Origin of the sequence: Mesorhizobium sp. M1329, from assembly GCF_040318035.1 — a bacterium.
Lineage (GTDB): Bacteria > Pseudomonadota > Alphaproteobacteria > Rhizobiales > Rhizobiaceae > Mesorhizobium.
This window is the reverse complement of record NZ_JAMYLN010000022.1, coordinates 12,484-37,990: the sequence shown is the minus strand read 5'-3', so window position 1 is coordinate 37,990 and position 25,507 is coordinate 12,484. Positions and strand designations below refer to the sequence as shown.

The 25,507-nt window shown below is 63.9% G+C and carries 31 protein-coding genes; 18 read left to right on the top strand and 13 right to left on the bottom strand.

All coding sequences use genetic code 11. From position 1 onward, the window contains the following. The first annotated feature begins 192 nt into the window (after positions 1 to 192). The 5 genes from purM (at position 193) to NKH21_RS21290 (ending at position 3,073) form a co-directional block, all read left to right on the top strand. Entirely contained in the window at positions 193 to 1,257 is a 1,065-nt protein-coding gene (gene purM / locus NKH21_RS21310) for a phosphoribosylformylglycinamidine cyclo-ligase (RefSeq protein ID WP_352867349.1), read from the top strand. Next, entirely contained in the window at positions 1,254 to 1,961 is a 708-nt protein-coding gene (purN, locus tag NKH21_RS21305) for a phosphoribosylglycinamide formyltransferase (protein WP_352867346.1), read from the top strand. Before purM ends, purN begins: the two co-directional genes overlap by 4 nt. Positions 1,962 to 1,995: 34 nt before the next feature. Beyond that, a complete protein-coding gene (locus NKH21_RS21300; RefSeq protein ID WP_352867343.1) occupies positions 1,996 to 2,283 on the top strand; it encodes a type II toxin-antitoxin system ParD family antitoxin in 288 nt (95 codons plus the stop codon). A 78-nt stretch (positions 2,284 to 2,361) separates the two neighbouring features. Further along, complete coding sequence (locus tag NKH21_RS21295; RefSeq protein WP_352867341.1) at positions 2,362 to 2,553, top strand: type II toxin-antitoxin system RelE/ParE family toxin; 192 nt, start codon at positions 2,362 to 2,364, stop codon at positions 2,551 to 2,553. A gap of 4 nt (positions 2,554 to 2,557) precedes the next feature. Next, on the top strand, positions 2,558 to 3,073 hold the full coding sequence (locus tag NKH21_RS21290) for a SixA phosphatase family protein (protein WP_352867339.1): 516 nt from the start codon (positions 2,558 to 2,560) through the stop codon (positions 3,071 to 3,073). Between the two features lie 88 nt (positions 3,074 to 3,161). Here the strand turns inward: NKH21_RS21290 and NKH21_RS21285 are convergent, their stop codons facing one another. The 7 genes from NKH21_RS21285 to NKH21_RS21255 all read right to left on the bottom strand — a co-directional run bounded on the left by NKH21_RS21285 (position 3,162) and on the right by NKH21_RS21255 (position 12,196). Next, the gene (locus NKH21_RS21285) at positions 3,162 to 3,434 is read right to left on the bottom strand and encodes a DUF680 domain-containing protein (protein WP_352867336.1); all 273 of its coding nucleotides are present in this window, start codon (positions 3,432 to 3,434) and stop codon (positions 3,162 to 3,164) included. A gap of 278 nt (positions 3,435 to 3,712) precedes the next feature. Next, positions 3,713 to 3,949 (bottom strand): DUF680 domain-containing protein, encoded by a 237-nt coding sequence (locus NKH21_RS21280; RefSeq protein ID WP_352670228.1) that lies wholly within the window; start codon positions 3,947 to 3,949, stop codon positions 3,713 to 3,715. Between the two features lie 378 nt (positions 3,950 to 4,327). After that, the gene (locus NKH21_RS21275; protein WP_502911904.1) at positions 4,328 to 6,550 is read right to left on the bottom strand and encodes a cation:proton antiporter domain-containing protein; all 2,223 of its coding nucleotides are present in this window, start codon (positions 6,548 to 6,550) and stop codon (positions 4,328 to 4,330) included. 189 nt (positions 6,551 to 6,739) lie between these two features. After that, the gene (locus NKH21_RS21270) at positions 6,740 to 7,438 is read right to left on the bottom strand and encodes a DUF2270 domain-containing protein (RefSeq protein ID WP_352492634.1); all 699 of its coding nucleotides are present in this window, start codon (positions 7,436 to 7,438) and stop codon (positions 6,740 to 6,742) included. Between the two features lie 56 nt (positions 7,439 to 7,494). Further along, positions 7,495 to 9,603, bottom strand: a complete 2,109-nt coding sequence (locus tag NKH21_RS21265; protein ID WP_352867332.1) for a molybdopterin-containing oxidoreductase family protein — start codon at positions 9,601 to 9,603, stop codon at positions 7,495 to 7,497. A gap of 85 nt (positions 9,604 to 9,688) precedes the next feature. After that, positions 9,689 to 11,566 (bottom strand): ABC-F family ATP-binding cassette domain-containing protein, encoded by a 1,878-nt coding sequence (locus NKH21_RS21260; RefSeq protein WP_352867330.1) that lies wholly within the window; start codon positions 11,564 to 11,566, stop codon positions 9,689 to 9,691. 450 nt (positions 11,567 to 12,016) lie between these two features. Continuing rightward, entirely contained in the window at positions 12,017 to 12,196 is a 180-nt protein-coding gene (locus NKH21_RS21255; protein WP_254820275.1) for a hypothetical protein, read from the bottom strand. 132 nt (positions 12,197 to 12,328) lie between these two features. Here NKH21_RS21255 and NKH21_RS21250 point away from each other — a divergent pair, with 132 nt between their 5' ends. The 3 genes from NKH21_RS21250 to NKH21_RS21240 all read left to right on the top strand — a co-directional run bounded on the left by NKH21_RS21250 (position 12,329) and on the right by NKH21_RS21240 (position 15,145). Further along, positions 12,329 to 12,502 (top strand): hypothetical protein, encoded by a 174-nt coding sequence (locus NKH21_RS21250; protein ID WP_352867328.1) that lies wholly within the window; start codon positions 12,329 to 12,331, stop codon positions 12,500 to 12,502. Between the two features lie 94 nt (positions 12,503 to 12,596). After that, on the top strand, positions 12,597 to 14,678 hold the full coding sequence (locus NKH21_RS21245) for an ATP-dependent helicase (protein ID WP_352867326.1): 2,082 nt from the start codon (positions 12,597 to 12,599) through the stop codon (positions 14,676 to 14,678). A gap of 164 nt (positions 14,679 to 14,842) precedes the next feature. Then, positions 14,843 to 15,145, top strand: coding sequence for a DUF982 domain-containing protein (locus NKH21_RS21240; protein ID WP_352452964.1), 303 nt, complete (start codon positions 14,843 to 14,845; stop codon positions 15,143 to 15,145). Positions 15,146 to 15,157: 12 nt separating this feature from the next. Here the strand turns inward: NKH21_RS21240 and NKH21_RS21235 are convergent, their stop codons facing one another. The 3 genes from NKH21_RS21235 to NKH21_RS21225 form a co-directional block, all read right to left on the bottom strand. Further along, positions 15,158 to 15,946 (bottom strand): GGDEF domain-containing protein, encoded by a 789-nt coding sequence (locus NKH21_RS21235; RefSeq protein ID WP_352867323.1) that lies wholly within the window; start codon positions 15,944 to 15,946, stop codon positions 15,158 to 15,160. Between the two features lie 130 nt (positions 15,947 to 16,076). After that, positions 16,077 to 16,382: a hypothetical protein gene (locus NKH21_RS21230; protein WP_352867321.1), complete on the bottom strand. Its 306-nt coding sequence runs from the start codon at positions 16,380 to 16,382 to the stop codon at positions 16,077 to 16,079. 7 nt (positions 16,383 to 16,389) lie between these two features. Beyond that, positions 16,390 to 16,902 (bottom strand): DinB family protein, encoded by a 513-nt coding sequence (locus tag NKH21_RS21225; protein WP_352670262.1) that lies wholly within the window; start codon positions 16,900 to 16,902, stop codon positions 16,390 to 16,392. A 77-nt stretch (positions 16,903 to 16,979) separates the two neighbouring features. On the opposite strand from NKH21_RS21225, the gene NKH21_RS21220 reads away from it, so the two are divergent. The 6 genes from NKH21_RS21220 (at position 16,980) to NKH21_RS21195 (ending at position 20,861) form a co-directional block, all read left to right on the top strand. After that, complete coding sequence (locus tag NKH21_RS21220; protein WP_352867319.1) at positions 16,980 to 17,690, top strand: glutathione S-transferase family protein; 711 nt, start codon at positions 16,980 to 16,982, stop codon at positions 17,688 to 17,690. 438 nt (positions 17,691 to 18,128) lie between these two features. After that, positions 18,129 to 18,764 (top strand): 5,6-dimethylbenzimidazole synthase, encoded by a 636-nt coding sequence (gene bluB / locus NKH21_RS21215; protein ID WP_352867317.1) that lies wholly within the window; start codon positions 18,129 to 18,131, stop codon positions 18,762 to 18,764. A gap of 4 nt (positions 18,765 to 18,768) precedes the next feature. Then, positions 18,769 to 18,891, top strand: a complete 123-nt coding sequence (locus tag NKH21_RS21210) for a hypothetical protein (protein ID WP_352493224.1) — start codon at positions 18,769 to 18,771, stop codon at positions 18,889 to 18,891. Positions 18,892 to 18,929: 38 nt separating this feature from the next. Further along, positions 18,930 to 19,217: a DUF1905 domain-containing protein gene (locus tag NKH21_RS21205; RefSeq protein WP_352867314.1), complete on the top strand. Its 288-nt coding sequence runs from the start codon at positions 18,930 to 18,932 to the stop codon at positions 19,215 to 19,217. A gap of 354 nt (positions 19,218 to 19,571) precedes the next feature. Next, positions 19,572 to 19,994, top strand: a complete 423-nt coding sequence (gene ndk / locus NKH21_RS21200; RefSeq protein ID WP_023677669.1) for a nucleoside-diphosphate kinase — start codon at positions 19,572 to 19,574, stop codon at positions 19,992 to 19,994. Positions 19,995 to 20,252: 258 nt separating this feature from the next. Next, complete coding sequence (locus NKH21_RS21195; RefSeq protein WP_352867311.1) at positions 20,253 to 20,861, top strand: class I SAM-dependent methyltransferase; 609 nt, start codon at positions 20,253 to 20,255, stop codon at positions 20,859 to 20,861. Between the two features lie 75 nt (positions 20,862 to 20,936). On the opposite strand, the gene NKH21_RS21190 is transcribed toward NKH21_RS21195, so the two are convergent. Together NKH21_RS21190 and NKH21_RS21185 are read right to left on the bottom strand one after the other, a co-directional pair. Next, the gene (locus NKH21_RS21190; RefSeq protein ID WP_352867309.1) at positions 20,937 to 21,206 is read right to left on the bottom strand and encodes a hypothetical protein; all 270 of its coding nucleotides are present in this window, start codon (positions 21,204 to 21,206) and stop codon (positions 20,937 to 20,939) included. Between the two features lie 191 nt (positions 21,207 to 21,397). Next, positions 21,398 to 22,165 (bottom strand): YbaY family lipoprotein, encoded by a 768-nt coding sequence (locus NKH21_RS21185; protein ID WP_352867307.1) that lies wholly within the window; start codon positions 22,163 to 22,165, stop codon positions 21,398 to 21,400. 293 nt (positions 22,166 to 22,458) lie between these two features. Between NKH21_RS21185 and NKH21_RS21180 the strand changes: the two genes are divergently transcribed. From NKH21_RS21180 to NKH21_RS21165, 4 genes are read left to right on the top strand one after another with little or no spacing between them, the layout of a single operon-like run. Next, a complete protein-coding gene (locus tag NKH21_RS21180) occupies positions 22,459 to 22,782 on the top strand; it encodes a BufA1 family periplasmic bufferin-type metallophore (protein WP_352479258.1) in 324 nt (107 codons plus the stop codon). Between the two features lie 27 nt (positions 22,783 to 22,809). Continuing rightward, on the top strand, positions 22,810 to 23,730 hold the full coding sequence (gene bufB / locus NKH21_RS21175; protein WP_352867304.1) for an MNIO family bufferin maturase: 921 nt from the start codon (positions 22,810 to 22,812) through the stop codon (positions 23,728 to 23,730). Beyond that, positions 23,717 to 24,526 carry an HvfC/BufC family peptide modification chaperone gene (locus NKH21_RS21170; protein ID WP_352667158.1) on the top strand — a complete coding sequence of 270 codons (810 nt, stop codon included), beginning with the start codon at positions 23,717 to 23,719 and terminating at the stop codon, positions 24,524 to 24,526. Before bufB ends, NKH21_RS21170 begins: the two co-directional genes overlap by 14 nt. Continuing rightward, positions 24,523 to 25,017, top strand: a complete 495-nt coding sequence (locus NKH21_RS21165) for a DoxX family protein (protein WP_352667160.1) — start codon at positions 24,523 to 24,525, stop codon at positions 25,015 to 25,017. The genes NKH21_RS21170 and NKH21_RS21165 overlap by 4 nt, the downstream gene beginning before the upstream one ends. Positions 25,018 to 25,036: 19 nt before the next feature. Here the strand turns inward: NKH21_RS21165 and NKH21_RS21160 are convergent, their stop codons facing one another. Further along, positions 25,037 to 25,507 carry a molybdenum cofactor biosynthesis protein MoaE gene (locus NKH21_RS21160; RefSeq protein WP_352468976.1) on the bottom strand — a complete coding sequence of 157 codons (471 nt, stop codon included), beginning with the start codon at positions 25,505 to 25,507 and terminating at the stop codon, positions 25,037 to 25,039.

Sequence of the window (25,507 nt, the reverse complement as noted above, 5' to 3'; positions counted from 1 at the left end):
CCCGGTTGGGGTTTGATCTGGATGCGCAATGGTGCCGGCCGGCAGGTCGGCGGGACAGCGCCCCCCTCTGGCCTGCCCTCTTTGCCCTGCTTGGCATCTCCCCCTCAAGTGGGGAGATCGGCAGTTTCAGCGCCGTTATCCTTGCGGACCGAAACCGTTCATGCGAAGAGCCCGGGAAAGCAGGGAAAGAGTATGAGCAAGCGCAAGAACGGGCTCACCTATGCCGAAGCGGGCGTCGACATCGATGCCGGCAATCTCATGGTCGAGAAGATCAAGCCGCTGGTGCGCGCCACCCGCCGACCGGGCGCCGATGGCGAGATCGGCGGCTTCGGCGGCCTGTTCGACCTCAAGGCAGCCGGCTTCACCGATCCCGTGCTGGTCGCCGCTAATGACGGCGTCGGCACCAAGCTGAAGATCGCCATCGACGCCGGCAAGCACGATACGATCGGCATCGACCTCGTCGCCATGTGCGTCAACGACATCGTCGTCCAAGGCGCCGAGCCGCTGTTCTTCCTCGACTACTTCGCCACCGGCAAGCTCGATCCCGACCAGGGCGCTTCGATCGTCGGTGGCATCGCCGAAGGCTGCCGGCAGGCCGGCTGCGCGCTGATCGGCGGCGAGACGGCGGAAATGCCAGGCATGTATCACGACAAGGATTACGACCTTGCCGGCTTTGCGGTTGGTGCCGCCGAACGCGGCCAGCTGTTGCCGACCGACGACATCGTCGAGGGCGATGTGCTGCTCGGCCTCGCCTCGTCGGGCCTGCATTCGAACGGCTTTTCGCTGGTCCGCCGCATCGTCGCCGTCAGCGGCCTTGGCTGGAGCGATCCGGCGCCGTTCAATGACGAGGCGACGCTGGCCGAGGCGCTGCTCGAGCCGACGCACATCTACGTCAAGTCGATCCTCAAGGCGATCCGCAACACGCATGGCATCAAGGCGCTGGCCCATATCACCGGCGGCGGCTTTCCCGAAAACATCCCGCGTGTTCTGCCCAAGGATTTTTCGGCCGAGCTCGATCTCGGCGCCATCGAGGTGCCGCCGGTGTTTTCGTGGCTGGCCAAGACCGGCGGCGTCGCGCCGGAAGAGATGATGCGCACCTTCAATTGCGGTATCGGCATGATCCTGGTCGTCGCCTCCGGCCAGGCGGCGCAGGTCGCCGCCGTGCTGCAGGAGGGCGGCGAGACGGTGACGCCGATCGGCCAGATCGTACCGCGCCGCAATGCCGGCGTCATCTATCGGGGCTCGATCGGCCTATGAGCAGGAAACGCACCGTAGTGCTTATTTCGGGGCGCGGCTCCAATATGACGGCGCTGATCGCGGCGGCGAGCAACCCGGCCTATCCGGCCGAGATCGTCGGCGTCGTCTCCGACCGCGCCAATGCCGCCGGCCTCGGCATCGCCGCGGCACGCGGCATCGCCACCAGGGTGATTTCGCGCTCCGACTATGCCAGCAAGCAAGCGCATGACGAGGCGATCGACGCGGCCCTCTTGTCCTTCGGCGCCGAGATCGTCGCACTGGCCGGCTATATGCGCATCCTCGGCGCGCGTTTCGTCGAGAAGTGGCAGGGCCGGATGGTCAATATCCACCCTGCCCTGCTGCCTGCCTTCAAGGGGCTGGATACGCACGCGCGAGCCATTCGCGCGGGCATGCGCATCCATGGCTGCACAGTGCATTTCGTCACGCTCGACATGGATGACGGGCCGATCATCGCCCAGGCCGCCGTGCCGGTGATGGTCGGCGACAATGAGGATACGCTTGCCGCGCGCGTGCTCAAGGCCGAGCACCAGCTCTATCCGCTGGCGCTGGGGCTGGTCGCCGAAGGCAAGGCGCGAATGGAAGGCGGCCGCACGGTCTTTTCGCGCTTCGCCGACGATGCCGACAACGCCACGTCGGTAGTGATCGCGCCCGACCCGCTGCGCGAAGAGACTGATCTCGAGCACCTGGCGCGGATCACGCCGTAAGAGTCAGTTCTTGAATTTGCGAGGAGACGGCTGGATGGCGACAGTCGAAAAAGTCAGCGTAGCGCTTTCCCCGGAACTGCTGGACATTGTCAAAGGCGCGGTGGCCAGCGGGCAGTACGGTTCGGCAAGTGAAGTGATCCGCGAGGCACTGCGCGAATGGCGGCTTCGCCAGCCCTTGCGCGAGGCCGAAGCGGAGCGGTTGCGGAAAGCCTGGACGGAAGGGCTGGAGAGCGGCCCGTTTGCGCCGTTCGACATCGAGGACATAATACAGAAGGCCCGCAGCCGGTTGGGCAACACTAGCAAAAACCGGCGGAATGGCTGACATCCGCATTGTCCGCAGCCCGGCGGCAGAGGATGATCTGATCGATATTTGGATAGCCCGCTTGCCGCGGACCGCTTTTTGGATGCTATTGCCGAGCGCGTCGTGCAATTGGGGACATTCTCGGAATCCGGTCCCAAGAGGCCCAACATCGCTGCCGATGTGCGTACGTTGACGATCGGCAATTATCTCGTGCTTTATCGGCCGGCCGAACAGCGGGTCGGGATCGTCCGCGTCGTGCATGGCGCACGCGACGTTTCGGCCTTATTTTGAATCCATGAAGCAACTGCTGCTCCTGCGTCACGCCAAGTCGAGTTGGGACGATCCCGATCTCATCGACTTCGACCGGCCGCTGTCCGGGCGCGGGCTGAAGGCAGCGCCGCTGGTCGGACGCGAACTGGCCCGGCGCGGCTGGCTGCCGGAGCTGGCACTGGTGTCGCCGGCGCTGCGCACCCGCGACACGTGGCGGCTGGTCTCGGCGGAATTGCCGGCAAAGGTGCAGGCCAAATTTGCCCAGGCGCTCTACGAGGCAGCGGCGGCGGACATCCTCGCCAAGGTTCGGCAAGTAAAGGCGGGGACCGGAACGCTGCTGGTGCTTGGCCACAATCCCGGGTTGGAGGAGTGCGCGCGCGGGCTTGCCGGGGCTGGATCGGACGAAGCGGCGCTGAAGAAGCTGGCGGAAAAATTTCCGACCGCGGCCCTGGCCCGTTTCGACGTCGATGGCGATTGGGCCGGTCTCAGCTTCGGCAGCGCCCGGCTGACGCACTGCATTTGGCCGAAGGATCTGCGTTAGGGTCGCCGACCTTTCGGCCAACCCGGCTTCGCACAAACAAGAGCGGCGGGCCGAGCCCGCCGCTCTTTGTGCTCCGGGGTTTGAGGAACTATCGGCCCCAGTTGCCCCGGCCAGATTGCGGCACTACGGGTTGATCCGTGCCGAACCGGGTCGTCGCCTCGGTGTCGACGGCGTTGTGCTCAGCCGTCAGCGGCTTGCGGATGGAACCGGTAAACCCGCTGTCGATAGCGCCGACAGGCGCGTTGCCAACAGGCGCGGGCGGCTGGTTGACGCCGTCCGAACCATAATGGTCGCTGCCGGCAAAGGCGCTGCCCGTGGCGACGAGGACGACGGCGGCGACGGTAAGAGCAATCTTGGTCATTTCAGGTACTCCAGTGTACTGGTCATTCGTGAGTTGTCGTTGCTTTCGACGCATTCGAGATGAGAGCGCTGTCCGCGCCGACGAATACGCACCCGGCTTTTTTCCGACATGCACGTTGCTGGGCGATTTCAGTAACCGAGATCATGGCTACAGATGAAACCTGCAAATCAAAGTATTCGATTGGCGCAGGATGCGATCCGGCGCGCACGCCCGTTGATAGGCGAAAGCAAGAGTAGCGGGCCAAGCCCGCCGCTCTTTGTGTTCTGGGGCTGTGACAATCAGCGGCCCCAGATGCCTTGGCCGGATTCAGGCGCCACCGACTCGGAAGTCGTCTTGGCACCGGTATGCTCGGAAGTAACCGGCCTGCGGATCGAGCCGGTAAACGTGTTGTCGACGTTGGCAGCAGCAGCAGCGGCCGGCTGGTTGACGTTGTCCGAGCCATAGTGGTCGCTGCCGGCAAAAGCAGTGCCGGTGGCAACAAGGAGGGCGGCGGCGGTAAGAGCGATCTTGGTCATTTCGGGTACTCCGGTAGGTCTTTGGTCTGTCCGTCACGTGGCGTGCCTTGGGAGGAATTCGCGTCGCTCGGACCCCCCCGAGATGGGTCGGCAAGCCTGTCGTTTCCAATCACGAAAATTTTGTACGGGTGCGCCAAATTGGCCGCTTGAAATTCGACATGCGGCTCCTTCCGCCACAATGTTCTTATTTCTTTCCAAATGGTTATAGGGTCAGTGGTGATTTGCAGCGCGAACATTCCGGGAGCCGGCGTTCACCCATTCCTGTACGCTCCGTCAACAGAACCAAACCGTTCGGTTCGAGCTATTTTACGTTCGGCCAGATCGGCGCTTCAGAGCCTCGATCGACATTCCTGCCGACGGATCAATGCGCCATGAAATTCACGCTGCCAGCTCAGCGCCAGCGGCGTCATGCTTGGGCCGCGCGCTGGCCAGAAGCACGACGGGGCAGTTGCAGGCGGCCAAAACAGCGCCGGCGGTTTCACCGAAGAACAGGTCCTCACCCGGACGTTGGGTGACGCCCATCACGACGATCGCCGCACCTTTGGCCGCCTCCCGGGTGATCGCCTTGTCGGGTGTGACGCGGGTATGGAACGCTGTGTCGATATGCAGGCCGTAGCGGCCCGCCAAATCGGCGATGTCTTTCAGCACGGCCTCTTCGCGGCTATGCGACACCGATGTCGACCTGCGGCCCCTGGCTGCCCTTTGCGAGACGTAGAGAACCTTGATCCGCGCCCGGTTTGGACGGGCCAGGGCCAGCGCCAAGTCGGCGGCGCGACGCGCCACCTGGGTACCGTTGACCGGGACGAGAATGCTGGTGCCAGCCCTCAGCGTCGGCATCTTTTCGGCAGCATTGCCGCCGTTCAGGACCAGGCAAAGCGGGCCGTCAAATCCCGCGGCAATATCGTTGAGGGCCGGCGCGAAGGCGCCGTCGACGGTCAGCACATTGTCCAGGCCGACCAGCAACAGGCCGTATCCCTTGCGAGCCTCCTCGGCGATCGTCTCACCCGTGGCCTCCAATTCGGTGCGGGCCGTCAGATGGACTTTGTCGACAAGCGTATCTTCGATCCGTTTCACCGCCTGAGCGCTTTTTCTTGCACCCTTCTTGATTTCCTGCAGGGCGCGCTCCTGTCCCTTGCTGTCGGTCGGCCTGTCAACTCGGCCGTCTTTCGCCTGAAGCAAGGTGGTGGGCAGGCGAAGCAAGGTGGTGGGCATGCCGCTGCCTCCGCCGACCAGTCCGGCGAGATAGGCAGTGAACTTGCCGATCCTGCTGTCGTCGACCAGCACCAGCAGCCGCTCCAGCCTGGAAATGAAGCCGTATTCGTCCAACGCCTCGCGCTCGACACGCTGCTGCTCGTCATGCCCAACCGGTAGCCGGCCGAGCGCCCAGCGCAGCATCGGTGGCATGGCCAAGGTGGTGATCACGGCCATGGTGACGATCATGGTGAAGAGATTGTGCGACAGGATGTTCATCGACAGGCCGATGCTGGCGACGATCACCTCGGTCGAGCCGCGCGCGTTCATTGCACTGCCGACGGCGATTGCTTCCTTGAACGACATGGTGGCGAGCTTGGCGCCGATGAACGCGCCGCCAAACTTGCCGATGCTGGCGATGAGCACGAGAGCGCCCGTCAGCATGGCAAGCGTCGGATCGGCGAGCACGGTGAGATCGGCGGAAAGCCCCGCCATGCCGAAGAAGATCGGCATGAACAGCGCGGTGATGACGCCGCGCAGCTGGCCTTCGATATGGCTGGAGAGAATGGGCGATTCACCGACAAGGATGCCGGCGACGAACGCCCCCAGCACGGTATGGACGCCTATCAAGTTGGTGATCAGCGCCATCACGCCCATGATGATGAGGATCATGGTGATCACCGCAAACTCGCTGCGGAATTGATCGTTGGTCCAGCGGATCAAGGTGAAGACAAGACGGCGGCCAATGGTGAAGGAGAACACCATGAACAGTGCCACGGCGGCGATGGTGGTCACCAGCGGTACGAGCTGCAGCCTGCCATTGGTGGCGATGCCGAAGGTTACGGCGATGACCAGCCAGCCGATCGTGTCCTCGATGATTGCTGAGGAAATAATCACCTGTCCGAGGTTGCGGCGCATGAAGTTCATCTCGCGCACCACCATGGCGACGATCTTGACCGACGAGATCGACAGCGCGGTGCCCAGGAACAGCCCGGCGACGGTGCGTTGCGTGGGGTCAGGCAGCAATGCGTCCGGCAGGAACTGCGCCAGCGCGAAACCGAAGGTGAAGGGCACCACGACGCCGGTAGCCGAAATGGAAAAACAGGCCGCGCCAACCCGGCGCACCAGCCGCAGGTCCGTCTCCATGCCGGTCAGCAAAAGCAGCATCAGGATGCCGAGCTGCGAGACCGCGTCTATCATGCCCTTTTGCGCGGGGTCGCTGGGAAAGATCAGGTGCTGGGCCGACGGCCACAGCCAGCCGAACAGCGAGGGACCGAGCAGGATGCCGCCGATCAGTTGGCCCATGATTGCCGGCTGGCCATAGCGCTGCAGCACTTCGCCCAGGCCGCGCCCGACAAGCAGCAGAAGCACGATCTCGGCAACGAAAGCGCCTTCGCCCGAACCGCCCATGCCAGAGGCCTTCGTCCCGGCAACGAGCGTCTCCGCTGCCCAGACCGCGCCTGCGGGGACGAACGCGCAAACCAGCAGCGTCAGGCTGGAACGTGTCGGAGCCTGCCAAGCCATGAAACCCCCATCGCCCAATGCACGTGTCCAACAACGCGCGACAGGGCGTTGCGTTGCTAGACAGCCGTTGCGTTGCTAGACGTGGACGTCACCGAAGGAGAGTTCGCCGTCGTCGCTCTCCGTCAGGAAGGCTGTCACCAGCAGGCCGGCATAGAGGACGGCGACCAGCACGACGATGACGGCGCCCGGAATTGGACCCAAGGCAGCACCGGTGACGGCCTCACGCATCGACCCGACGAAGCCAATGCGGACGCCTTCGGTCAGAAGACTAGGGGTCGACAGTTTGAGGATCCAGGCCAGCAGCAGAATCAGCAGCATGTAGATGTAATTGCGACGCAGGCGGCGCGCCAAAGCCACGCGTTGCGAAATCAGGAATTTCGGCGCGCGCAGGCTCTCGCCGACGATCAACAGCCAATCGGACGCGAAGTCCGGCTGCGGCGAGAATATCTGCGCGAAATAGTGCCGTTCGAACTGGCGCACGCGAGCCCGATAGAAGTCGAAGAAGCGATATCGGCGGGCCTCTATCCACAGCAGCAGCAGGACAAGCAGCATGGCAAACAGCAGCACGCCATGGTGAGCGCTGGCTGTCGAAAGCGAGACTGAGAGCATCGCCGCGACAACCGTTATCGCCCAGTTGCTCGTCCGGTCCAGGCGGTCGCGCCACCCGGCCATGCGCGCAATCTCGGCGCGATGAAAGTGCGACATCGTGGTTACGAGTTCGCCGGACGACAGTGTCCTTCCGATGGGATCCGGCGCCGGCAACACTTCTGCCATGACAATGCCTCCACCCGCCACGCGAAAACGGCCGGATGGAGATATCGTTCCGACGCTCAATCCGCCGGGCGCAGCCAGACCTTGTTGTCGTGGAAGGCGGCACCGCCATAGGGCGCCGGCGCATCGGCGCCGGTCAGCACGTTGATGCCCTCGCCACGCTCATGGGCGCTGTTCGGCCAGATGCCTTCGGCGACGACGACGCCGCGCTTGATGCCGTCGAACAGCTTTGCGTGCAGCACTACCTCGCCACGCCGATTGCCGACCTCGACACGGCCGCCGTCGGCGACGCCGAGTGCCGCCGCATCATCGGAATGCAAGAGCAGCTGCGGCCGGCGCTCTTTTGCCTGCGACACCGGCGTTTCGGTGAAGGTCGAATTGAGGAAATTGCGCGCCGGCGAGGTGGTCAGCCGGAACGGGTGCGCCTCGTCCGCCACCTCGATCAGGTCGACATGATCGGGGAAGTCCGGCAGGCGCGCCACCGGCCCGAACAGGCCCATGCTTTTAGGTGGCCGATTGGGCGACGCCTGGCCCGTCCAGTCGGCGCGAAAATGGAATTTCTTGTCGGCATGGCCGAAGCCGTCCAGGAAATGCGCGGCCTCGAAATCCGGCTGCAAATCGACCCATTTCTGCTCTTTCAGGCTCGAAAAGCTGCCAAGCCCGCGCTTGCCCAGAATGATGTCGATATGCTGCTGCTCGGTCATGCCGAAGCCAGGACGGTCGGCGAGACCGAGCCTTTTGCCGAGCTCCTCGATGACGAAATGATTGGTGCGCGGGCCTTCCGGCGGGTCGATCAGCTTCGGCCCGAGGGTGATGTGCTGGTTGCCGCCGCCCTTGTAGACGTCGTCATGCTCGAGAAACATCGTCGCCGGCAGCACCACATCGGCGAGCTTGGCGGTGTCGGTCATGAACTGCTCGTGCACGCAGGAAAACAGATCGTCGCGCAGAAAACCTTGCTTTACCAGCCGCTGCTCCGGCGCGACATTGACCGGATTGGTGTTCTGGATCAGGAGCGCCGTCACCGGCGGGCCGCCATAGAGCGCATCCTCAGCCCCGGTCAGCACCGGGCCGATGCGCGAATGGTCGAGATGACGGATCGCGGGGTCGCGCATCCGCGTGCCTTCGAGCAGTTCCTGGTTGAGCTTGAAGATGCCCGAATTGGTATGGAAGGCGCCGCCGCCCTCATATTGCCAGCAGCCAGTGACCGCCGCGATCGAGGCCGCGGCATGCATGTTGACCGAACCGTTGCGCTGCCGGGAAAAACCGTAGCCGAGGCGGAAATAAGTCTTCTTCGTCGTGCCGACGAGACCGGCGAAGGCCTCGATTTCGTCGACGGAAAGCCCGGTGATATCGGCGGCCCATTGCGGTGTCCTCGTTTGAAGATGCGCCTCCAGACCATGCGGATCGTCGGTGTATTTTTCCAGATAGGCGCGGTCGGCCATGCCGTCACGGAACAGCACGTGCATAACCGCGCAGGCCAGCGCGCCGTCGGTTCCGGGCTTCAGCACCAGGCCGAGATCGGCCTGCTTCATCGTCGCATTTTCGTAGACGTCGATGACGACGATCTTGGCGCCGCGTTCCTTGCGCGCCTTGATGGCGTGGGTCATCACGTTGACCTGTGTGACCACGGCATTGGTGCCCCAGATCACCACGCAGTCGGACTTTGCCATCTCGCGCGGGTCGGGGCCGCGCAGCGCGCCGGCGCCCATCATCCAGCCGGTCCAGGCCAGATTGGTACAGATCGAGCCGAAGAAGCCGGAGTATTTTTTGGCGTGCCTGAGCCGCTCGATGCCGTCGCGCTGCACCAGCCCCATCGTGCCGGCATAGTAATAGGGCCAGACCGTCTCCGAGCCGTATTTTGCCTCGGCCGTGATGAATTTTTCGGCGATGAGGTCGAGTGCGGCCTCCCAGCTCGCTTCCTTCCATCCGCCCTCGCCCTTGGCGCCGGCACGGACCAGCGGCTTCAGCAGGCGGTCGGGATGATGAATGCGATCGGCGTAACGGGCGACCTTGGCGCAGATGACGCCGGCCGTATAGCTGTTGGCCTTGGCGCCATGGACGCGGCCGATACGCCTGGCGTCGAGCAACTCGACCTCGAGCGCGCAGGTCGAAGGGCAATCATGCGGACAGGCCGAATGGCCGATTTTGAGCTTGGCGTGCTGATTCATGGGAGCAAACTAGCCGGTTGTGATAGTGGCGTGTAGGGCCAGATGACGAGCCAATCTCCCCCCACTGGGGGGAGATTACGCTCTCCTACTCCGCCGTGCCTTCTTCGTACTCCGACGACATCGACAGCCATTTTTCCTCGTGGCCGGCCAGCTGTTGCGCGAGTTGTGAGCGCTCCTTGGCCAGCCTTGTGGCAGTCGAGGGGTCCTTTTCGTAGACGGCCGGATTGGCGAGTTCGTCCTCGATCAGGTCGATGCGCTTGCGGAGGCGGTCCATCAGCGCTTCGGTAGCGCGGATTTCCTTGGCCAGCGGCTCGAAGGCGGCGCGGCGCGCGGCTGCATCGCGGCGGCGGTCAGCTTTCGAGGCTTTATCCGCCTCGCGCTTGCCGCGGCGGTCGCCGGAGACGCCGGTGACCAGCGTCTTGTAGTCCTCGAGGTCGCCGTCATACGGATTGACCGCGCCGTCCTTGACCAGCCACAGCCGGTCGGCCGTCGCTTCGAGCAGATGGCGGTCGTGCGAGATCAGGATGACCGCACCGGGAAAATCGTTCAGCGCATGGATGAGCGATTCACGGCTGTCGATGTCGAGATGGTTGGTCGGCTCGTCGAGGATGAACAGGTTCGGCCCCTCGAAGGCCGACAGGCCCATCAAGAGCCGCGCCTTCTCGCCGCCGGACAGATCTTTGGCGGCGGTGTTCATCTTTTCGGTGGTCAGGCCGAACTGGGCGACGCGGCCGCGCACCTTGGATTCCGGCGCTTCCGGCATCAGCCGGCGGACGTGCTCGTAGGCGTTTTCGTCGGGCCTGAGGTCGTCGAGCTGGTGCTGCGCGAAGATTGCCACCTTCAGCCCGGGCGCCACCGTCATGCTGCCGGTCTCCGCCTTCAGCCGGCCGGCCAAAAGCTTGGCGAAGGTCGACTTGCCGTTGCCGTTGGCGCCGAGCAGCGCGATGCGATCGTCGGCATCGATGCGCAGCGTCATCTTCTTCAGGATCGGCTCGCCCTCGGTGTAGCCGACGTTGACGTTGTTGAGCGCAATGATCGGCGAGGCCACCGTCTTCACCGGCTCCGGAAAGGAGAACGGCCGCACCGTGTCGTTCACGATCGCGGCGATCGGTTTCATCTTCTCCAGTGCCTTGATGCGCGACTGCGCCTGCCTCGCCTTCGACGCCTTGGCGCGGAAGCGCTCGACGAAGGATTCCATGTGCTTGCGCGCGGCTTCCTGCTTGACGCGGCCCTTCTCCTGCAATTCGCGCTGCTCGGTGTATTGGCGCTCGAACTGGTCGTAGCCGCCGCGCCAGAAGGTCAGCTTCTTCTGGTCGAGATGGACGATCGAATTGACGGCGCGGTTGAGCAGGTCGCGGTCGTGCGAAATCAGCAGCACGGTATGCGGGTATTTCGACACGTAGTTTTCCAGCCATAGCGTGCCTTCGAGATCGAGATAGTTGGTCGGCTCGTCGAGCAGCAGCAGATCGGGCTCGGCAAACAGCACTGCGGCCAGCGCGACGCGCATGCGCCAGCCGCCGGAGAAGGACGAGGCCGGGCGCCGCTGCGCGGCATCGTCGAAGCCGAGGCCGGCGAGAATGGTGGCCGCGCGTGACTCGGCCGAGTGCGCGTCGATATCGGCCAGCCGCATGTGGATGTCGGCGATGCGGTGCGGGTCGGTCGCCGTCTTTTCCTCTTCGAGCAGGGCACTCCGTTCGAGGTCGGCCTTGAGCACGATCTCGATCAGCGGCTCCTCGGTGCCAGGCGCTTCCTGCGCGACCTGGCCGATGCGCGTGTTTTTGGGCAGGCTGATCGAGCCGGTCTCGGAGGCGAGGTCGCCGGTGATCGCCTTGAACAAGGTTGTCTTGCCGGTGCCGTTGCGGCCGACAAGGCCAGCCTTGCTGCCGGCCGGCAAGGTCAGTGAGGCATGGTCGAGAAGCAGGCGTCCGGCCATGCGGAGCGAAAGGTCGTTGATGATCAGCATGGCCGGGCTTTTGCACGGGACAACCATGCTTCGCAAGGGCTTGAGCCCCGGCTCGCCGCATAAGGCGCGAAAACCGGCAGCAAGCAAGTCAGCCTGTCGCGCCGCAACTTCCCGCAAACGCAAAAAGAACCCGCGATCCTGAGGGGGGATAAGGATCGCGGGTTCTTTCGTGAACGGCGGCCTTGGGAGCGTCCGATCGACATCCAAACACGCAGCAGCCTGGTTTGTTCCATGGGAAGAACGAACTATGTGATGAACAAACGCTGCCGTGGCCGACACGTTTGTCCACAGGGGCGTGCCGTCTGTACGCTATCGACCATGACGCTGCGGAAAGACTCGGCTATCCTTGGATGTGCGGCGGGCCTGATCTCCGCCTGGCCGGCGCCATCAGCTTCCTCCCAAGCGGCGCCGGCCACCCTCCTTGACCGGCGCCGACGCCATTTGAGGCGGTCATTGTTTCGGCGGCGTGCCGGGCTGATCGCCGCCGGTCGTAGACTTCGGCACCGGATTCTTGTCGACCTGCGGGTTCTGCTCGACGGTGTCGCCGGGGGCTTTGGTCGGCTGGATGTTGTTGTCGCAACCCGCAACCGTCAGAGCTGCCATAAGCAGCAGGATTGAGCGCTTTTTCATCGCAGTCTCCTCTCGCCCGACAACGAGGCGTCGGCAATTTGGTTGCGCGGCCGGTGTCGTTCCCGCATTCGCCAAGGAGCCGGGGAACAAAATGCCGCGTCTCCGGTTGCTGCACAATCAATGGAGGAAGGCATGATCCGTCTGCTCATCGCCGGGGCAATCGTCTATGTCGCCTATCGCGTCGCCAAGAAAGTGATCGACGAGGTGCCCGACGATTTCGATCCGCGGCTGCTGCCGCCGCCACAGGACGATCGCGAGGCGCTGCGGCGGCAATCGGCAAGGATGGGCGTCGAGCCCGAGCGTTAGTCGACAGGCCTGCCCGCCAGGCTTCTTCGTTCACGAGCCCTGTTCCGGCTCCGCAAACCGTTGCGAACAAAGCAGAAACGATGCTTGATGGGCGATGAACCTTGCCGCCCGTGATTCGTCCTTCCAGCCGGCCTATCTGGCGAAGCTCAACGCCGAGCAGCGGCTTGCCGTCGAACATGGCGACGGCAAGATCGCCGGGCCGTTGCTGGTGATTGCCGGCGCCGGCTCCGGCAAGACCAACACGCTGGCGCACCGGGTCGCGCATCTGATCGTCAGGGGTGCCGACCCCCGCCGTATCCTTTTGATGACATTTTCGCGCCGTGCCGCAGCGGAAATGGCCAAGCGGGTCGAGCGCATCGCCGGCGAGGTGCTGGGGCGCGATGCCTCCGTCATTACCGATGCGCTGAGCTGGACCGGCACGTTCCACGGCATCGGCGCCAGGCTGCTGCGCGATTATGCGCTGGAGATCGGTCTCGATCCCGCCTTCACCATCCACGACCGCGAGGATTCCGCCGACCTGATGAATCTCGCCCGCCACGAGCTTGGGTTTTCGAAGACCGAAGCCCGCTTCCCGACCAAGGGCACCTGCCTTGCGATCTATTCGCGTGCGGTCAACGCACAGGCGCCGCTCGGCGAGGTGCTGGGTTCGGTGTTCCCGTGGTGCGCCGGCTGGGCCGAACAGCTGAAGCAATTGTTCGCCCGATATGTCGAGGCCAAGCAGGCGCAGAATGTGCTCGATTACGACGACCTGCTACTCTATTGGGCGCAGATGGCCGGCGAGCCGGAAATCGCCGCGCATCTGGGTGCGCGTTTCGACCATGTGCTGGTCGACGAATACCAGGACACCAACCGGCTGCAGGCATCGATCCTGACGGCGCTCAAGCCCGACGGATCGGGGCTTACGGTGGTCGGCGACGACGCGCAGTCGATCTATTCGTTCCGCGCCGCGGAAGTGCGCAATATCCTGGATTTTCCCAAGCAGTTCGCGCAGCCGGCGGAAGTCGTCATGCTGGAGCGCAACTACCGCTCGACCGAGACGATCCTGGCGGCCGCCAATGCGGTGATCGGCGAAGCGTCGGAGCGTTTCACCAAAAATCTCTGGACCGAGCGCAAATCTGCGGAAAAGCCGAAGCTAGTGAGCGTGCGCGACGAGACCGAGCAGGCGAGCTATGTCTGCCAGGCGATACTCACCGAACGCGAGGCCGGCACCGTTCTCAAAGCACAGGCGGTGCTGTTTCGCGCCTCGCACCATAGCGGCCCGCTGGAGATCGAGCTGACGCGCCGCAACATCCCCTTCGTCAAGTTCGGCGGACTGAAATTCCTCGATGCCGCCCACGTCAAGGATGTGCTCGCCGTGCTGCGCTTTGCCGAAAACCCGCGCGACCGCGTCGCCGGCTTTCGCGTGCTGCAACTTCTGCCGGGCATAGGCCCTTCGGCCGCCAATGCGATCGTCGAGACCATGGCAAATTCGCTTGACGAGACGATGGGGCTTGCCCGCTATCGGCCGCCGCAGCGTGCCGCCGACGACTGGCCGGGCTTTGTCGCCCTCTATAGCGGCCTGCGCACCGGCGCGCAAAAATGGCCGGCCGACATCGAACAGGTCAGGCTCTGGTACGAGCCGCATCTGGAACGTATCCACGAGGATGCAACGACGCGCCGGGCCGATCTCCTGCAACTCGAGCAGATCGCTTCCGGCTATGCGTCGCGCGAGCGCTTCCTCACCGAGCTGACGCTCGATCCGCCGGACGCGACCAGCGACGAGGCCGGCCCACCGCACCGCGACGAGGATTATCTGATCCTGTCGACGATCCATTCGGCCAAGGGCCAGGAGTGGAAGAACGTCTTCGTACTCAACACCGTCGACGGCTGCATCCCGATCGATCTCGGCGTCGGTAGCAAGGAGGACGTCGACGAGGAGCGGCGGCTGCTCTACGTGGCGATGACGCGCGCCAAGGATAGCCTGCACCTGGTCATGCCGCATCGCTTTTTCGTGCACGGCCAGGCGGCGCGCGGCGACCGCCATGTCTATGCCTCGCGCACGCGCTTCATCCCGCGCTCGATCCTCGGCGCCTTCGAGCAGGTGGCATGGGCCAGCGTCCAGGCCAGGGACGATCCGCGCCGCCAGCCGCAGGTGCGTGTCGACCTCGGCGCCCACATGCGCGGCATGTGGAAATAGGCACCCGCCTCGCCGCTGGCGCTGCTCGCCCGGCGACCGCTCCCGGAGCCGGCGAAAAAACAGTCCCGGCAACATGGAACCTCGCGCCGTGATCCGCGTTTCTGCCCGACCCCCAGACCGGAGAACGGCGTCCGCCGTGACCTCCGCCCATTCGAGAGGCCAGAATGCACGACAGGACGTTTTCCACCCCGGTCGCCCTAACTGTTGGCGCCGGCTACAAGCGTACAATCGCTTCGTTCTCCGAGATGCACGAATTCCTGACCGAGTTCCCGCCTTCGCGCCGGCGGCTGAGCTATGGTGCGGCGGTAAAGGCCTGCGAGGCGGCACGTGCCGGCGAGATCTCGGCCGAAGCGGCACGCGACGCCCTGATCACCTTCGCCGTGACGGCAGGCATTCTCTGGCCGGCCGCCCAGCCGGCAGTCTCGGTCAAGCCCGTCGCCCGGGGCCTCGGCGGCTACGCCGCCTGACAGAAACGACCATCAATGGACCGTCATCGGGCCGCCGCCCGGCGCGTCGCCCGCTGCCGCGGGTTCGAAACTGACCTGATCGCGGCCGTTCGATTTGGCCTTGTAAAGGTGCTTGTCCGCCACCACGAACATCTCGGCGTAGGTGGTCGGCCCGCTGAACGCCACGCCGCCGATGCTGACCGAGAGAGGACAGGGCCGGCCGCCAGGCGAGAACTCCGCCTCACGGACGCGTCGGCGAATTGTCTCCGCTACCAGCCAGGACTGCGAAGGATCTGCGCCGGGAAGGAAAACCGCAAATTCCTCGCCGCCGATCCGGCCGACGATGTCGGCGCCGCGTAGCTGGCCCTGGATCGTCCTGGCGATCAGCTTGAGCGCCTGGTCTCCGCAGTCGTGGCCGAGGCGGTCGTAGACGGATTTGAAATGGTCGGCATCGACGATCAGCAAGGCGCCGGCATTAACGACGGAATGGCTGCGGGCCTGTTCTAGATAGGCCTCGACGAGCATGGAAAACGCACCCCGGTTGAATACCGCCGTCAGGCTGTCGGTCGCCGCGACGACGGCCAGTGTCTTCTGCGCGATCGCCAGCTGGCGCATTTTCCACATCAGGAAAGAGAAGAACGAGCTGGCCAGGACGAGCGGCAGCAGCAGGTCGGTGAGCTGCGCCCGCCACAGCGCTTCCGGCGACAAATACGGGAAATTGAAGGAATCGACGAAGAACGCGGCTGCAATGCAGACCGCCGTGCCCGCGACGGTAACCGCCACGACCCTGCCCCAGCTCGTCGGGGACAAATCGATCTGCATGCTTTTGCTCCTGCTTCGGCCGGCTACCTTGAAGCAACAGCGCAAACGAAGTCCTAAGACTTTGCTTTCAATTCGATCGCAGTCGAAGCGAACCAGCCGTCGAGATGGCGGCCGGATAAGAAGATCGGTCCTAAATCAGCTGCCTTCTGATGCTCATCCGGGTGACCGCGGTCACAAGAATGGCGCCGATCATGAAATAGATGGTCGCGACGATGTCGCCCTGATGGAAATAATAACCGGAGTTGAGAAGCGCCAGGACCACGGCGAAGAACGCCACGAGGCGCAAGGGTTCATTGGGCATGCGTGCCAATTCTCGCTGTTGCTGCTGAATGCTGCTGAAGCGGCCGCCCTCACGACCGTGCGCTCCATAAAATGTTTTGGTAGGTTTTGCAATCTCGGCGGATCGTCCTCTACCACCGTCCGCTTCACCAGCCATCCCAAGTTCAGGCGAATGCCCTGCCCTCCTCGCTGCGCTGGAACATCGTCAGGTCCAGTCCGAGGCTTGGCTTGCCCAGAATGGTCAGGATCGCGTGCGCCTGGCCGCGGTGGTGGGTCTGGTGGTTGAAGAAGTGGTCGAGCGCCGGCGCCAGCCGCTGCGAGACGGTGCGCATATCCGAGACGGTCATATAGGAGAAGCGGCCCGACAGCGCCTTGTCGCTCAGGCCGTCTACCCAGTGGATGATCCGTTTGTCCTCGGCCTCGCGCGCCAGCCGCAAGCCGGGCAACGCGCGGTGCAGGATCGCGTCGAGCTTTGCCGGCGCGTCGCCCTCGCCGGTGAAGCGTTTCATCCAGATACGGTCGGCTGCCAGGAGGTGGTTGAGCGTTCCCATCATCGAACCGAAGAAGACGCCGATATTGCGGTCGAACTCTTCCTCGTCGAGATCGGCGGCGGCATCGTAGATGCGGCCATTAGCCCATTGATTGTAGGCCGCAAACATCCTGAAATGCTGTTTCATTCTTCTCTCGACCTGCGAGACCCTGTTTCGCGCGGGTCTGTTTCGGGCATAGTTAGACTGCAAGGACGCTGCCGCCAATGACCATTCTGCTCTACGACCTTGTCGGACGCGACGCCGCCCGCCCATTCAGCCCACATTGCTGGAAGGCGGTGATGGCGCTGGCCCACAAAGGGCTCGACATCACCAGCGTGCCGACCCGTTTTCTCGAAGTGCCGAAGGTGGAAGGCGGCGTCTCGAAGCTCGTTCCGGTGATCCGCGACGGAGAGGCGGTGGTCGCCGATTCCTTTGCTATCGCGCTCTATCTCGAGGAGGCCTATCCCGAGCGGCCGACATTGTTTTCCGGCGACGGCGGCAAGGCGACGGCGCGCTTCATCGAACGCTGGTCGCAGCTGACCATCCATCCCTACGTCACCACCGCAGCGATACTGGACCTGCATGCCATGCAGGACGAGGCGAACGCCGCCTATTTCCGCCAGAACCGCGAGCAGCGCTTCGGCAAGCGCCTGGAGGCGGTATACGCCACCCGCGACGCCAGGCTCGCCAGCTTCCGCGCCTCGCTGGAGCCGCTCCGCTCGATGCTTGGCTATCAGCCCTTCATCGGCGGCCCGTCGCCGCTGTTTGCCGACTACATCGTTTTCGGCGCGCTGCAATGGGCGCGCATCGCCACGCCCTACCGGCTACTCGACGACAGCGATGTGGTGGCGCAATGGTTCGAACGATGCCTCGATCTGCATGGCGGCCTCGGCCGCACGGTCGCGGCCGCAGCGATCGCCCCACTCGAGAGTTGAAATCGGCAGTTTCATCGGCAACGCCACATTTTGTTCTTGCTTTGTGCCGGCAGCTATGCTATTAATCTGGGTATGGTGCTAATTGGCTCCAACGACCCGCCCGGCTTGCCGAGGCGGGTTTTGTTTGCCGATCAAGGTCCAACGGCGTAGATCGCGGCGATGTCGTCCGGCCTCGGCTAAAGCGCCTCGCGTTCGACCGGCCTCATGTGGCGCGCTTTAGGTTCGTTTTTTGATGCATGTCGTTACCGCAAAACCGCTGCACACCCCCGGGTCAAGCCCGAGGACATGCTTTGGCGCGACATGCATTAGAATTCGCGCCCGGCGAAATGCGACAATGCGGGTAGCCGAAGTGTCGCTTGAGGCGCCTCATCACTGCCCGGATCGAAGCAAACAAGACGAAGTCCGGCGAACGGGCAACCATAACAAAGGCAGCGCGCCATGACCGCAAACCCAGAGTTCCCGGCCGACTTTCGCGCCGGGCTCGCCAATCTTTTCCTGTGGCGGCGCGACGTCAGGCGGTTCAAGCCGACGCCGCTCCCCGAAGGGGCGCTGGAGCGGCTGCTCGAGCTTGCCAGCGCCGCGCCGTCCGTCGGGCTGAGCCAGCCCTGGCGCTTCGTCATCGTCGAGAGCGAAGCACGCCGCGCCGCCGTCAGGGCATGCTTCGAGCGCTGCAACGCGGAGGCACTCGCAAATTTTTGCGGCGAACGCGCCGCGCTCTATGGTCGCCTGAAGCTTGCCGGCCTGAATGAGGCGCCCTGCCAGCTTGCGGTTTTCGCCGACCGCGCAACCGAGCAAGGGCATGGGCTTGGACGCCTGACCATGCCAGCCACCATAGACTATTCGGCTGTCATGGCGGTCCACACGATGTGGCTGGCTGCGCGCGCCGAAGGAATAGGCATGGGCTGGGTCTCGATCCTCGATCCGGCCGAGATGGCGACAATCCTGGACGTCCCGCCGGAGTGGACGCTGATCGGTTACTTCTGCATCGGCTACCCGAGCGAGAACCACAGCGTGCCGGAACTGGAACGGGAAGGCTGGGAAACCCGGCGGCCGTCTATCGTGACAAGGCGGTAGTGCAATGGCGGCGCTGCCATCCTCTTTGCAGGGAAGAATGGCTTTCCCCCGCAGGGCTGTGGAAATCATCGATGGTTCGCCGATCGTCAGTATCGCCAACAAGGCAGCATGGCAAAGCCAGTCATGACGGCCTTGACCTGAGGAAGGGCACAGAAATGTTCCGCTATGACATGCAGGCCGAGATCTGGGTCTATCCGGGGCAAGGGCGGCTGGCATTTCGTGACGCTGCCGCCGGAGCTTGGGGCCCGGATCAAGACGGCGATGGTGGGGGCGGCAAGACCCTGGGGCTCGCTTGGCGTCCAAGCCGTCATCGGCCAGACCAGATGGCGGACATTGCTGTTTCCCGACAAGAAATCCGGCAGCCTGCTCTTGCGGATCAAGACCGCGGTGCGGGTTCGCGAAGGCCTCGGGGCTGGCGACACGGCCAACCTGACGATCGAGATGCAGTTATGACGACGGTAGGTCAGGCTGACGACGACGCGCTATAGGGCGCGGCTTCATTCCAGGTTGGGTTCCTCGCCCCACGAAAGTGGGGAGAGGTGGCTCGGCGAAGCCGAGACCGGAGAGGGGACTGCGCTCTACGAAGGCCCCTCTCCGGCCGTTTCGCGGCCACCTCTCCCCACTTTCGTATGGCGAGGAACCCAGTTCTTGAGAGTTCATGGGACAAACCCCTCCTCTGGCAGCTTCGCCGACGGTGCTGCTCCCATTGACCTCCCATCCCCTGCCGGCCTCCCCTTGGCAAGGCGGCGGGCGGCTTGTATAGAGCCCGCCACCTTCAATTCCACTCTCCATCACAAGGACGACCCCATGGCGCTCGAACGCACCTTTTCCATGATCAAGCCCGACGCGACCCGTCGCAATCTCACCGGCGCTATCACCAAGATACTGGAAGATGCCGGCCTGCGCGTCGTCGCTTCGCGCCGGGTGTGGATGAGCCGCCGCGAGGCGGAAGGTTTTTATGCTGTTCACAAGGAGCGTCCGTTCTTTGGCGAGCTGGTCGAGTCCATGTCGTCGGGCCCGACGGTCGTGCAGGTACTGGAAGGCGAGAACGCCATCGCCAAGAACCGTGAAGTGATGGGCGCCACCAATCCGGCAAGCGCCGCCGAAGGCACCATCCGCAAGCTGCACGCGCTGTCGATCGGCGAGAATTCCGTGCATGGTTCCGATGCGCCTGAAACCGCCGCGCAGGAGATCAAATACTGGTTCTCGGACACCGAGATCGTCGGCTGAGCCGGCATCCCGAACCCCATCAAAAAGGCCGGCACAACGCCGGCCTTTTTCGCTAAAGCGCGTCGCGTTCGACCGACCTCATGCGATGCGCTTTAGTTTTCTTGTTTTGATGCATGTCGTTATCACAAGACCGCTGCACACTTTTGCGCGACATGCATTAGCGAACATTGTCAGCTTCAGGCTCCTCGGCGGGTCACGGGTGCGTTAAGCTCGAAGGGGCGGATCAAACGCGATCCCGACAATGGAGCCGACCAGGCCATGACCAGCACCATTCCCGGCTTCTTCCAGGGCACCGAAATGCCAACCAGCGGCTGGTGGGAAGCGCTGTGGCCCGAGCCTGCCAGCGTGCTGGCGGCAGTAGGTATGAAGCCCGGCACGGACGTGGTCGATCTCTGCTGCGGCGACGGCTGGTTCACGCTGCCAATCGCCAGGGTCGCCCGTCATGTAATCGCCATCGACATTGATGCCGATCTGCTCGAAGTCGCCAGGCGGCGACTGGCCGAAGGCGGCGCGAGCAATTGCGAGTTTGTGGCGGGCGACGCCTATGAACTTGCAGGGCTGGTGCCTCAAACCGTCGACTTCGTTTTCATGGCCAACGCCTTCCATGGCGTTCTGGACCGGCCGCGCCTTGCCCGCGCCTTGCGGACGACGCTTGGCCCTGCCGGTCGTTTTGCCATCGTGAACTGGCACCAGTATCCGCGCGAGCAAACCACAGTCCTGGGCGAGCCGCGCGGGCCAAAGACCGAGCTCAGGCTGTCACCCGAACAGACCACCGCGGCGGTGGAAGCGAGCGGATTCAAGCTCGCAGAGCTGTTTGATGTGCCGCCCTATCACTATGGCGCGGTATTCAAACTAGCGACGAATTGAGAATATCGCATGAGATGCGGCATCGTCGCCCGATATATGTTCGCCCGCCGCCCCCTAGCGGCGGGTTCTGCCAGTCTATTTCGCCTGGCGTTCCTTCACGTTCGCATGTTCATTCGCCGCTGGCGTGTCGGTGGACGGGGTCTTGGTCTCTTCACCTGAAAACGGGCTGCCCTGCCCCGGCGCGAGATCGCCGCTATGGCCGGCCTTGTTGGTCTGGAACGGTTGGCTGTCCGCTTTGAGACCGTGGTCAAGAGCGTTGACGAGATGGTCGTCCGCCTTGGCAAGGCCGGTAAAGGCAAGGAGCGATGCACCGGTGGCGGCAAGGATAAGCGAATGCGTTTTCATCTCTGGACTCCTTTGAGTGGCCAGAACGAGCCGCAGCCATTCTGGCGGCTTCAACGAAGGGACAAACGTCCCTTTTGCCTTACCCGCCATCTTATGAATGACTAACGGACCCCCTGCCCGGCCTATTCCCGGTGAAACACAACGTGATCGGCATGCGGCTGCCGCGCGGGCCAGTCGGCGCGGACGAAGTGCTAGCTCGCGGCGTCGAAGCGCAGGATGTCGCGGCCGTCTCTGTCGGCAATGACAAGCTTACCGGCGTCGACGTGGTAGGATGCCGCCTTGGCCAGCGCCTCGAACAGCGCCTTTTCCTCGGCCATGACCTGTGGCGCGCACGCCTTGAAGGTCGAGCCGATGTCGCTGATAGCGATCGTCGATCCGTTTATCCTGGCGGTGGCGAAATAGACGTTGCAAGGGCCGCTGCCGCCGGCCTTGCCGGCTTCGCTGATGCGGAAGGTCGCCCGCGGCTCGGCAATCACGCCGATGCCGTCGATATATTCGACCAGCCAGCTTTGGCCGAACACGGAAGCTGCCGCCGGCTCGTCGACCGGCGCCGCCATTTTCAGCATGATGGTCTGTGGTGCGTCGCTGAGTGGGTCGACCTGATGGCGCGTGTCGGTGACGAACAGCAGCCGGTCATCGACAGTGATGCGCGCCTGCAGCGCGTAGGTCATATCAGGCCGGACCACCCGCGGATCGAAGCTGATCTCGAACTTGATCGGCACTTGGCCGGCTGGCACGACCTTGCGCTCGCCGATGATTGCGCCCGGCGTGTCGGCCAGCGACACGTCGGCAAGCTGCACGGAAAGCACGGCATTGGGCGGCAGCGCGATGCGCTCGCGATACATCACCTCGCCCTTGAGGGTCTTTTCGGCAGCCACGGAACGATCCGGAACGGCAAGTATGCCGACGGCCAGCGGCACCAGTCCGAAGATGAAGAACTCGGCGATCCTGTCCAGCATGATCCTGCTCCCCTTCCGGCCAAAGGTCTCGCAGGATTGCGGTCAATGAATGGCTGGCGGGGTATGGGATGGCTGTCGCAGGGATTTATTTGGCCGGCGCTGCTTTCAGCGGCCCGCCGCCTTATCGTCCGCCTCCTCGGCCGCTCCGCAAACTCTGTTCCGGCCACGCTCGGCCAAGCCTCAGGCGATCACGAATTCGTGTTCCAAACAGACGTAACACGGTCGGTGTCCGGACCGAACTGACCAGTGCGCGCTGAGGAGAGTGCGCTTAAAACCCAACCGGAGGTGAAATCATGTCAACGAGATCAACCGTGAGCGCGGCCTTACTGGCCAGCGCCGTTGCCACGGCTCTTGCTTCTTTTGCGACGGCCGCGCCGCTGACCGAGGCACAGGTCAAGGCAGCGATGGACGCCGGCAAGGAGAAGTGCTTTGGCGTCGCCTTGAAGGGGCAGAACGACTGCAAGGCAGGCCCGGGGACCACCTGCCAAGGCACCTCGACCGTCGACTATCAAGGCAACGCCTGGAAGTTCGTCGACGGCGGCACCTGCACGACGATGGACCTACCCGGCGGCCGCAAGGGCTCACCCACCGAGCTGACCCGCGACGTCCCATCGTAAGCGATGCACCCTGCCCGGAAAGCGGCGATGACGATGAAAGGACCGAGCCGTCCAGCATCCCGCATGTCGAAGACCTTGCGCTTTCCGGCGCACCCGGTCGCCGGCCTTGCCGGCATCAGTTTCAAGCATGAGCATCTGTCCGCAATCCTCGGCGACGGCCCCCAAAGCGGCTTCTTCGAGGTTCATGCGGAAAACTACATGGGCGCCGGCGGCCCGCCGCACGACGCGCTCGCCCGCATCCGCCGCAACTATCCCGTCTCGCTGCATGGCGTCTGCATGTCGATCGGCGGCCCGCAGCCGCTCGACAAGGCGCATCTCGGTCGTTTCAAGGCGCTGGTCGATCGCTACGAGCCGGTGCTCGTTTCAGAGCATCTCGCCTGGTCGACCCACGACACCACCTATTACAACGACCTGCTTCCCCTGCCCTACACGCCGGCAACGGTTTCGCGGGTGGCGGATCACATCGACGAGGTGCAGGGCACGATCGGCCGTCCGATCCTGCTCGAGAATCCTTCGACCTATGTGCTTTTTCCGGAATCGACGATGAGCGAGACGGATTTCATCCGCGAGCTGGTTCGGCGTAGCGGCTGCGGCCTGCTGCTCGACGTCAACAACGTCTTAGTCTCGGCCACCAATCACGGCTATTCGGCACGTTCTTATCTCGCGGACTTCCCGCTCGAACATGTCGGCGAAATCCATCTGGCCGGGCACGCCGAGCAGAAGGACGACGAGGGCGACCTGCTGCTCATCGACAGCCATGACGGCCCGGTTGCCGACGCGGTCTGGAAGCTCTTCGATACCGTCATCGGCCGATGCGGGCCACTGCCGACGCTGATCGAATGGGACAGCGACATTCCCGAGTGGCCGGTGCTCAAGGCGGAGGCAGCGGCCGCCCAAGCCATCCTCGACCGTCATGCCGATTTCGGAAAAGCCCATGCCGCAGGATGAGCTCCAGTCGGGCGATCTCGGCCGCCGGCTTGACTATGCCGCGGCATTCACCGCCGGTTTGCTCGATCCTGACCGTGCCCCGCCTGACTCTGTCTCGGGGCCGAACGGGAAGGCTGCGGTCAAGCGATATGCCGTCTACCGCAACAACGTCACGGTCAGCCTGATCGATGCGCTGGCCGCCAGCTTTCCAGCGACGCTGCGCATCACCGGCCCGGATTTTTTTTGCGCGATGGCGCGATTTCACATCCGCGAAACGCCACCCACCTCGCCGCTTCTATTCGAATATGGCCGCGACTTTCCCGATTTCATCGAGCGCTACGAATACGCGCAGTCGATGCCGTGGCTGGCCGACGTGGCGCGCATCGAGCGGGCCTGGCTTGACGCCTATCATGCCGCCGACGCGGAGGCGCTGTCGGCTGAGGCACTGGCGTCGATCCCTCGCGAGAGGCTTGCCGATACCAGGCTGCGGCCGCATCCGGCGACGCGGGTCGCGCGCTCTCGGTTCCCGGCAGTCACGGTCTTCGCGACAAACCGGAACGAGGCTCCTGTTGGGCCGATCCGGGCAACGGGCGCTGAAGATGCGCTGGTCACGCGGCCCGGCCTTGAGGTCTTCGTTCGCCACCTGCCGCCCGGCGGCGCTGTGTTTATCTCGCATCTGATCGCGGGCGAGTCGCTCGGCGCGGCGGCCGCGGCGGCATTTGCGGAGAGTGCCGAATTCGAGCTTTCCGCCAACATTGCCGGCGTGCTGGAAGCGGGAGTCTTCACGACAGCACATCAGGAAAGGCGAGCACGATGAGCGATGGACAGAACGCGAGCACCGAATCGCGAGGGGTCGCCGCCCTCGTCGAAAGGCTGAATGCCGCCCTGCGCACGATCGCGACGCCATCGCTGACGCAGCTTGTTCTGCGCTGCGCCCTCGCCGTCCCGTTCTGGCGATCCGGCGTCAACAAATGGGACGGTTTTCTACAGTTGAACGATGTCGCCGTGCTGCTTTTCAGCTCGGAACTCAAATTGCATCTGCCGGGCGGCCCTTACGATTTTCCGGCACCTGGGCTGGTGGCGTTCGCCTCAGGGTCAGCGGAGATCGTGTTGCCAGTTCTCCTTGTTTTCGGCCTGGCGACGCGACTGGCGGCATTCGGGTTGCTGCTGATGACGCTGGTCATCGAGCTCACCGTGCCGGACGGCTGGCCGCTGCACATTACCTGGGCGGCGATGGCGCTGGGCATCATGGCCTGGGGACCCGGCCGGATTTCGCTCGATCATCTGATCGGCGCTGACAAAGGTTGAGGGCTCGCGGAAAGCCTGGTCAGTCTCGTTTCCAGCGGCTCGCTGCCTTGTCGTCGGCCTCCTTGGCGTCGACCCAGCCGCCCTCGGAACCGTCGCTATGGTGTTCCTTTTTCCAGAACGGCGCCCGTGATTTCAAATAGTCCATCAGGAAATTCGCGGCCTCGAACGCCGCCTGCCGGTGGGCGGAAGCGGCCACCACCAGGACGATGTTTTCGCCCGGCGCGATCTTGCCGTGGCGATGGATGACGGTGAGCCCCTGCAGCGGCCAGCGCTCGATTGCCTCCCCGGCGATGCGGGAAATCTCGGCTTCCGCCATGCCGGGATAATGTTCGAGCTCGAGCGCGGAGAGCCTGCCTTGCTCGTCGCGGCAAAGGCCGGAGAAGGTCACCACAGCGCCGATGTCGTTGCGACCCCTGGTCAGCCTGGCGATCTCGGCGGCGACGTCGAAATCCTCCGCCTGGATGCGCACGACCGGCACCACCGCGGACAT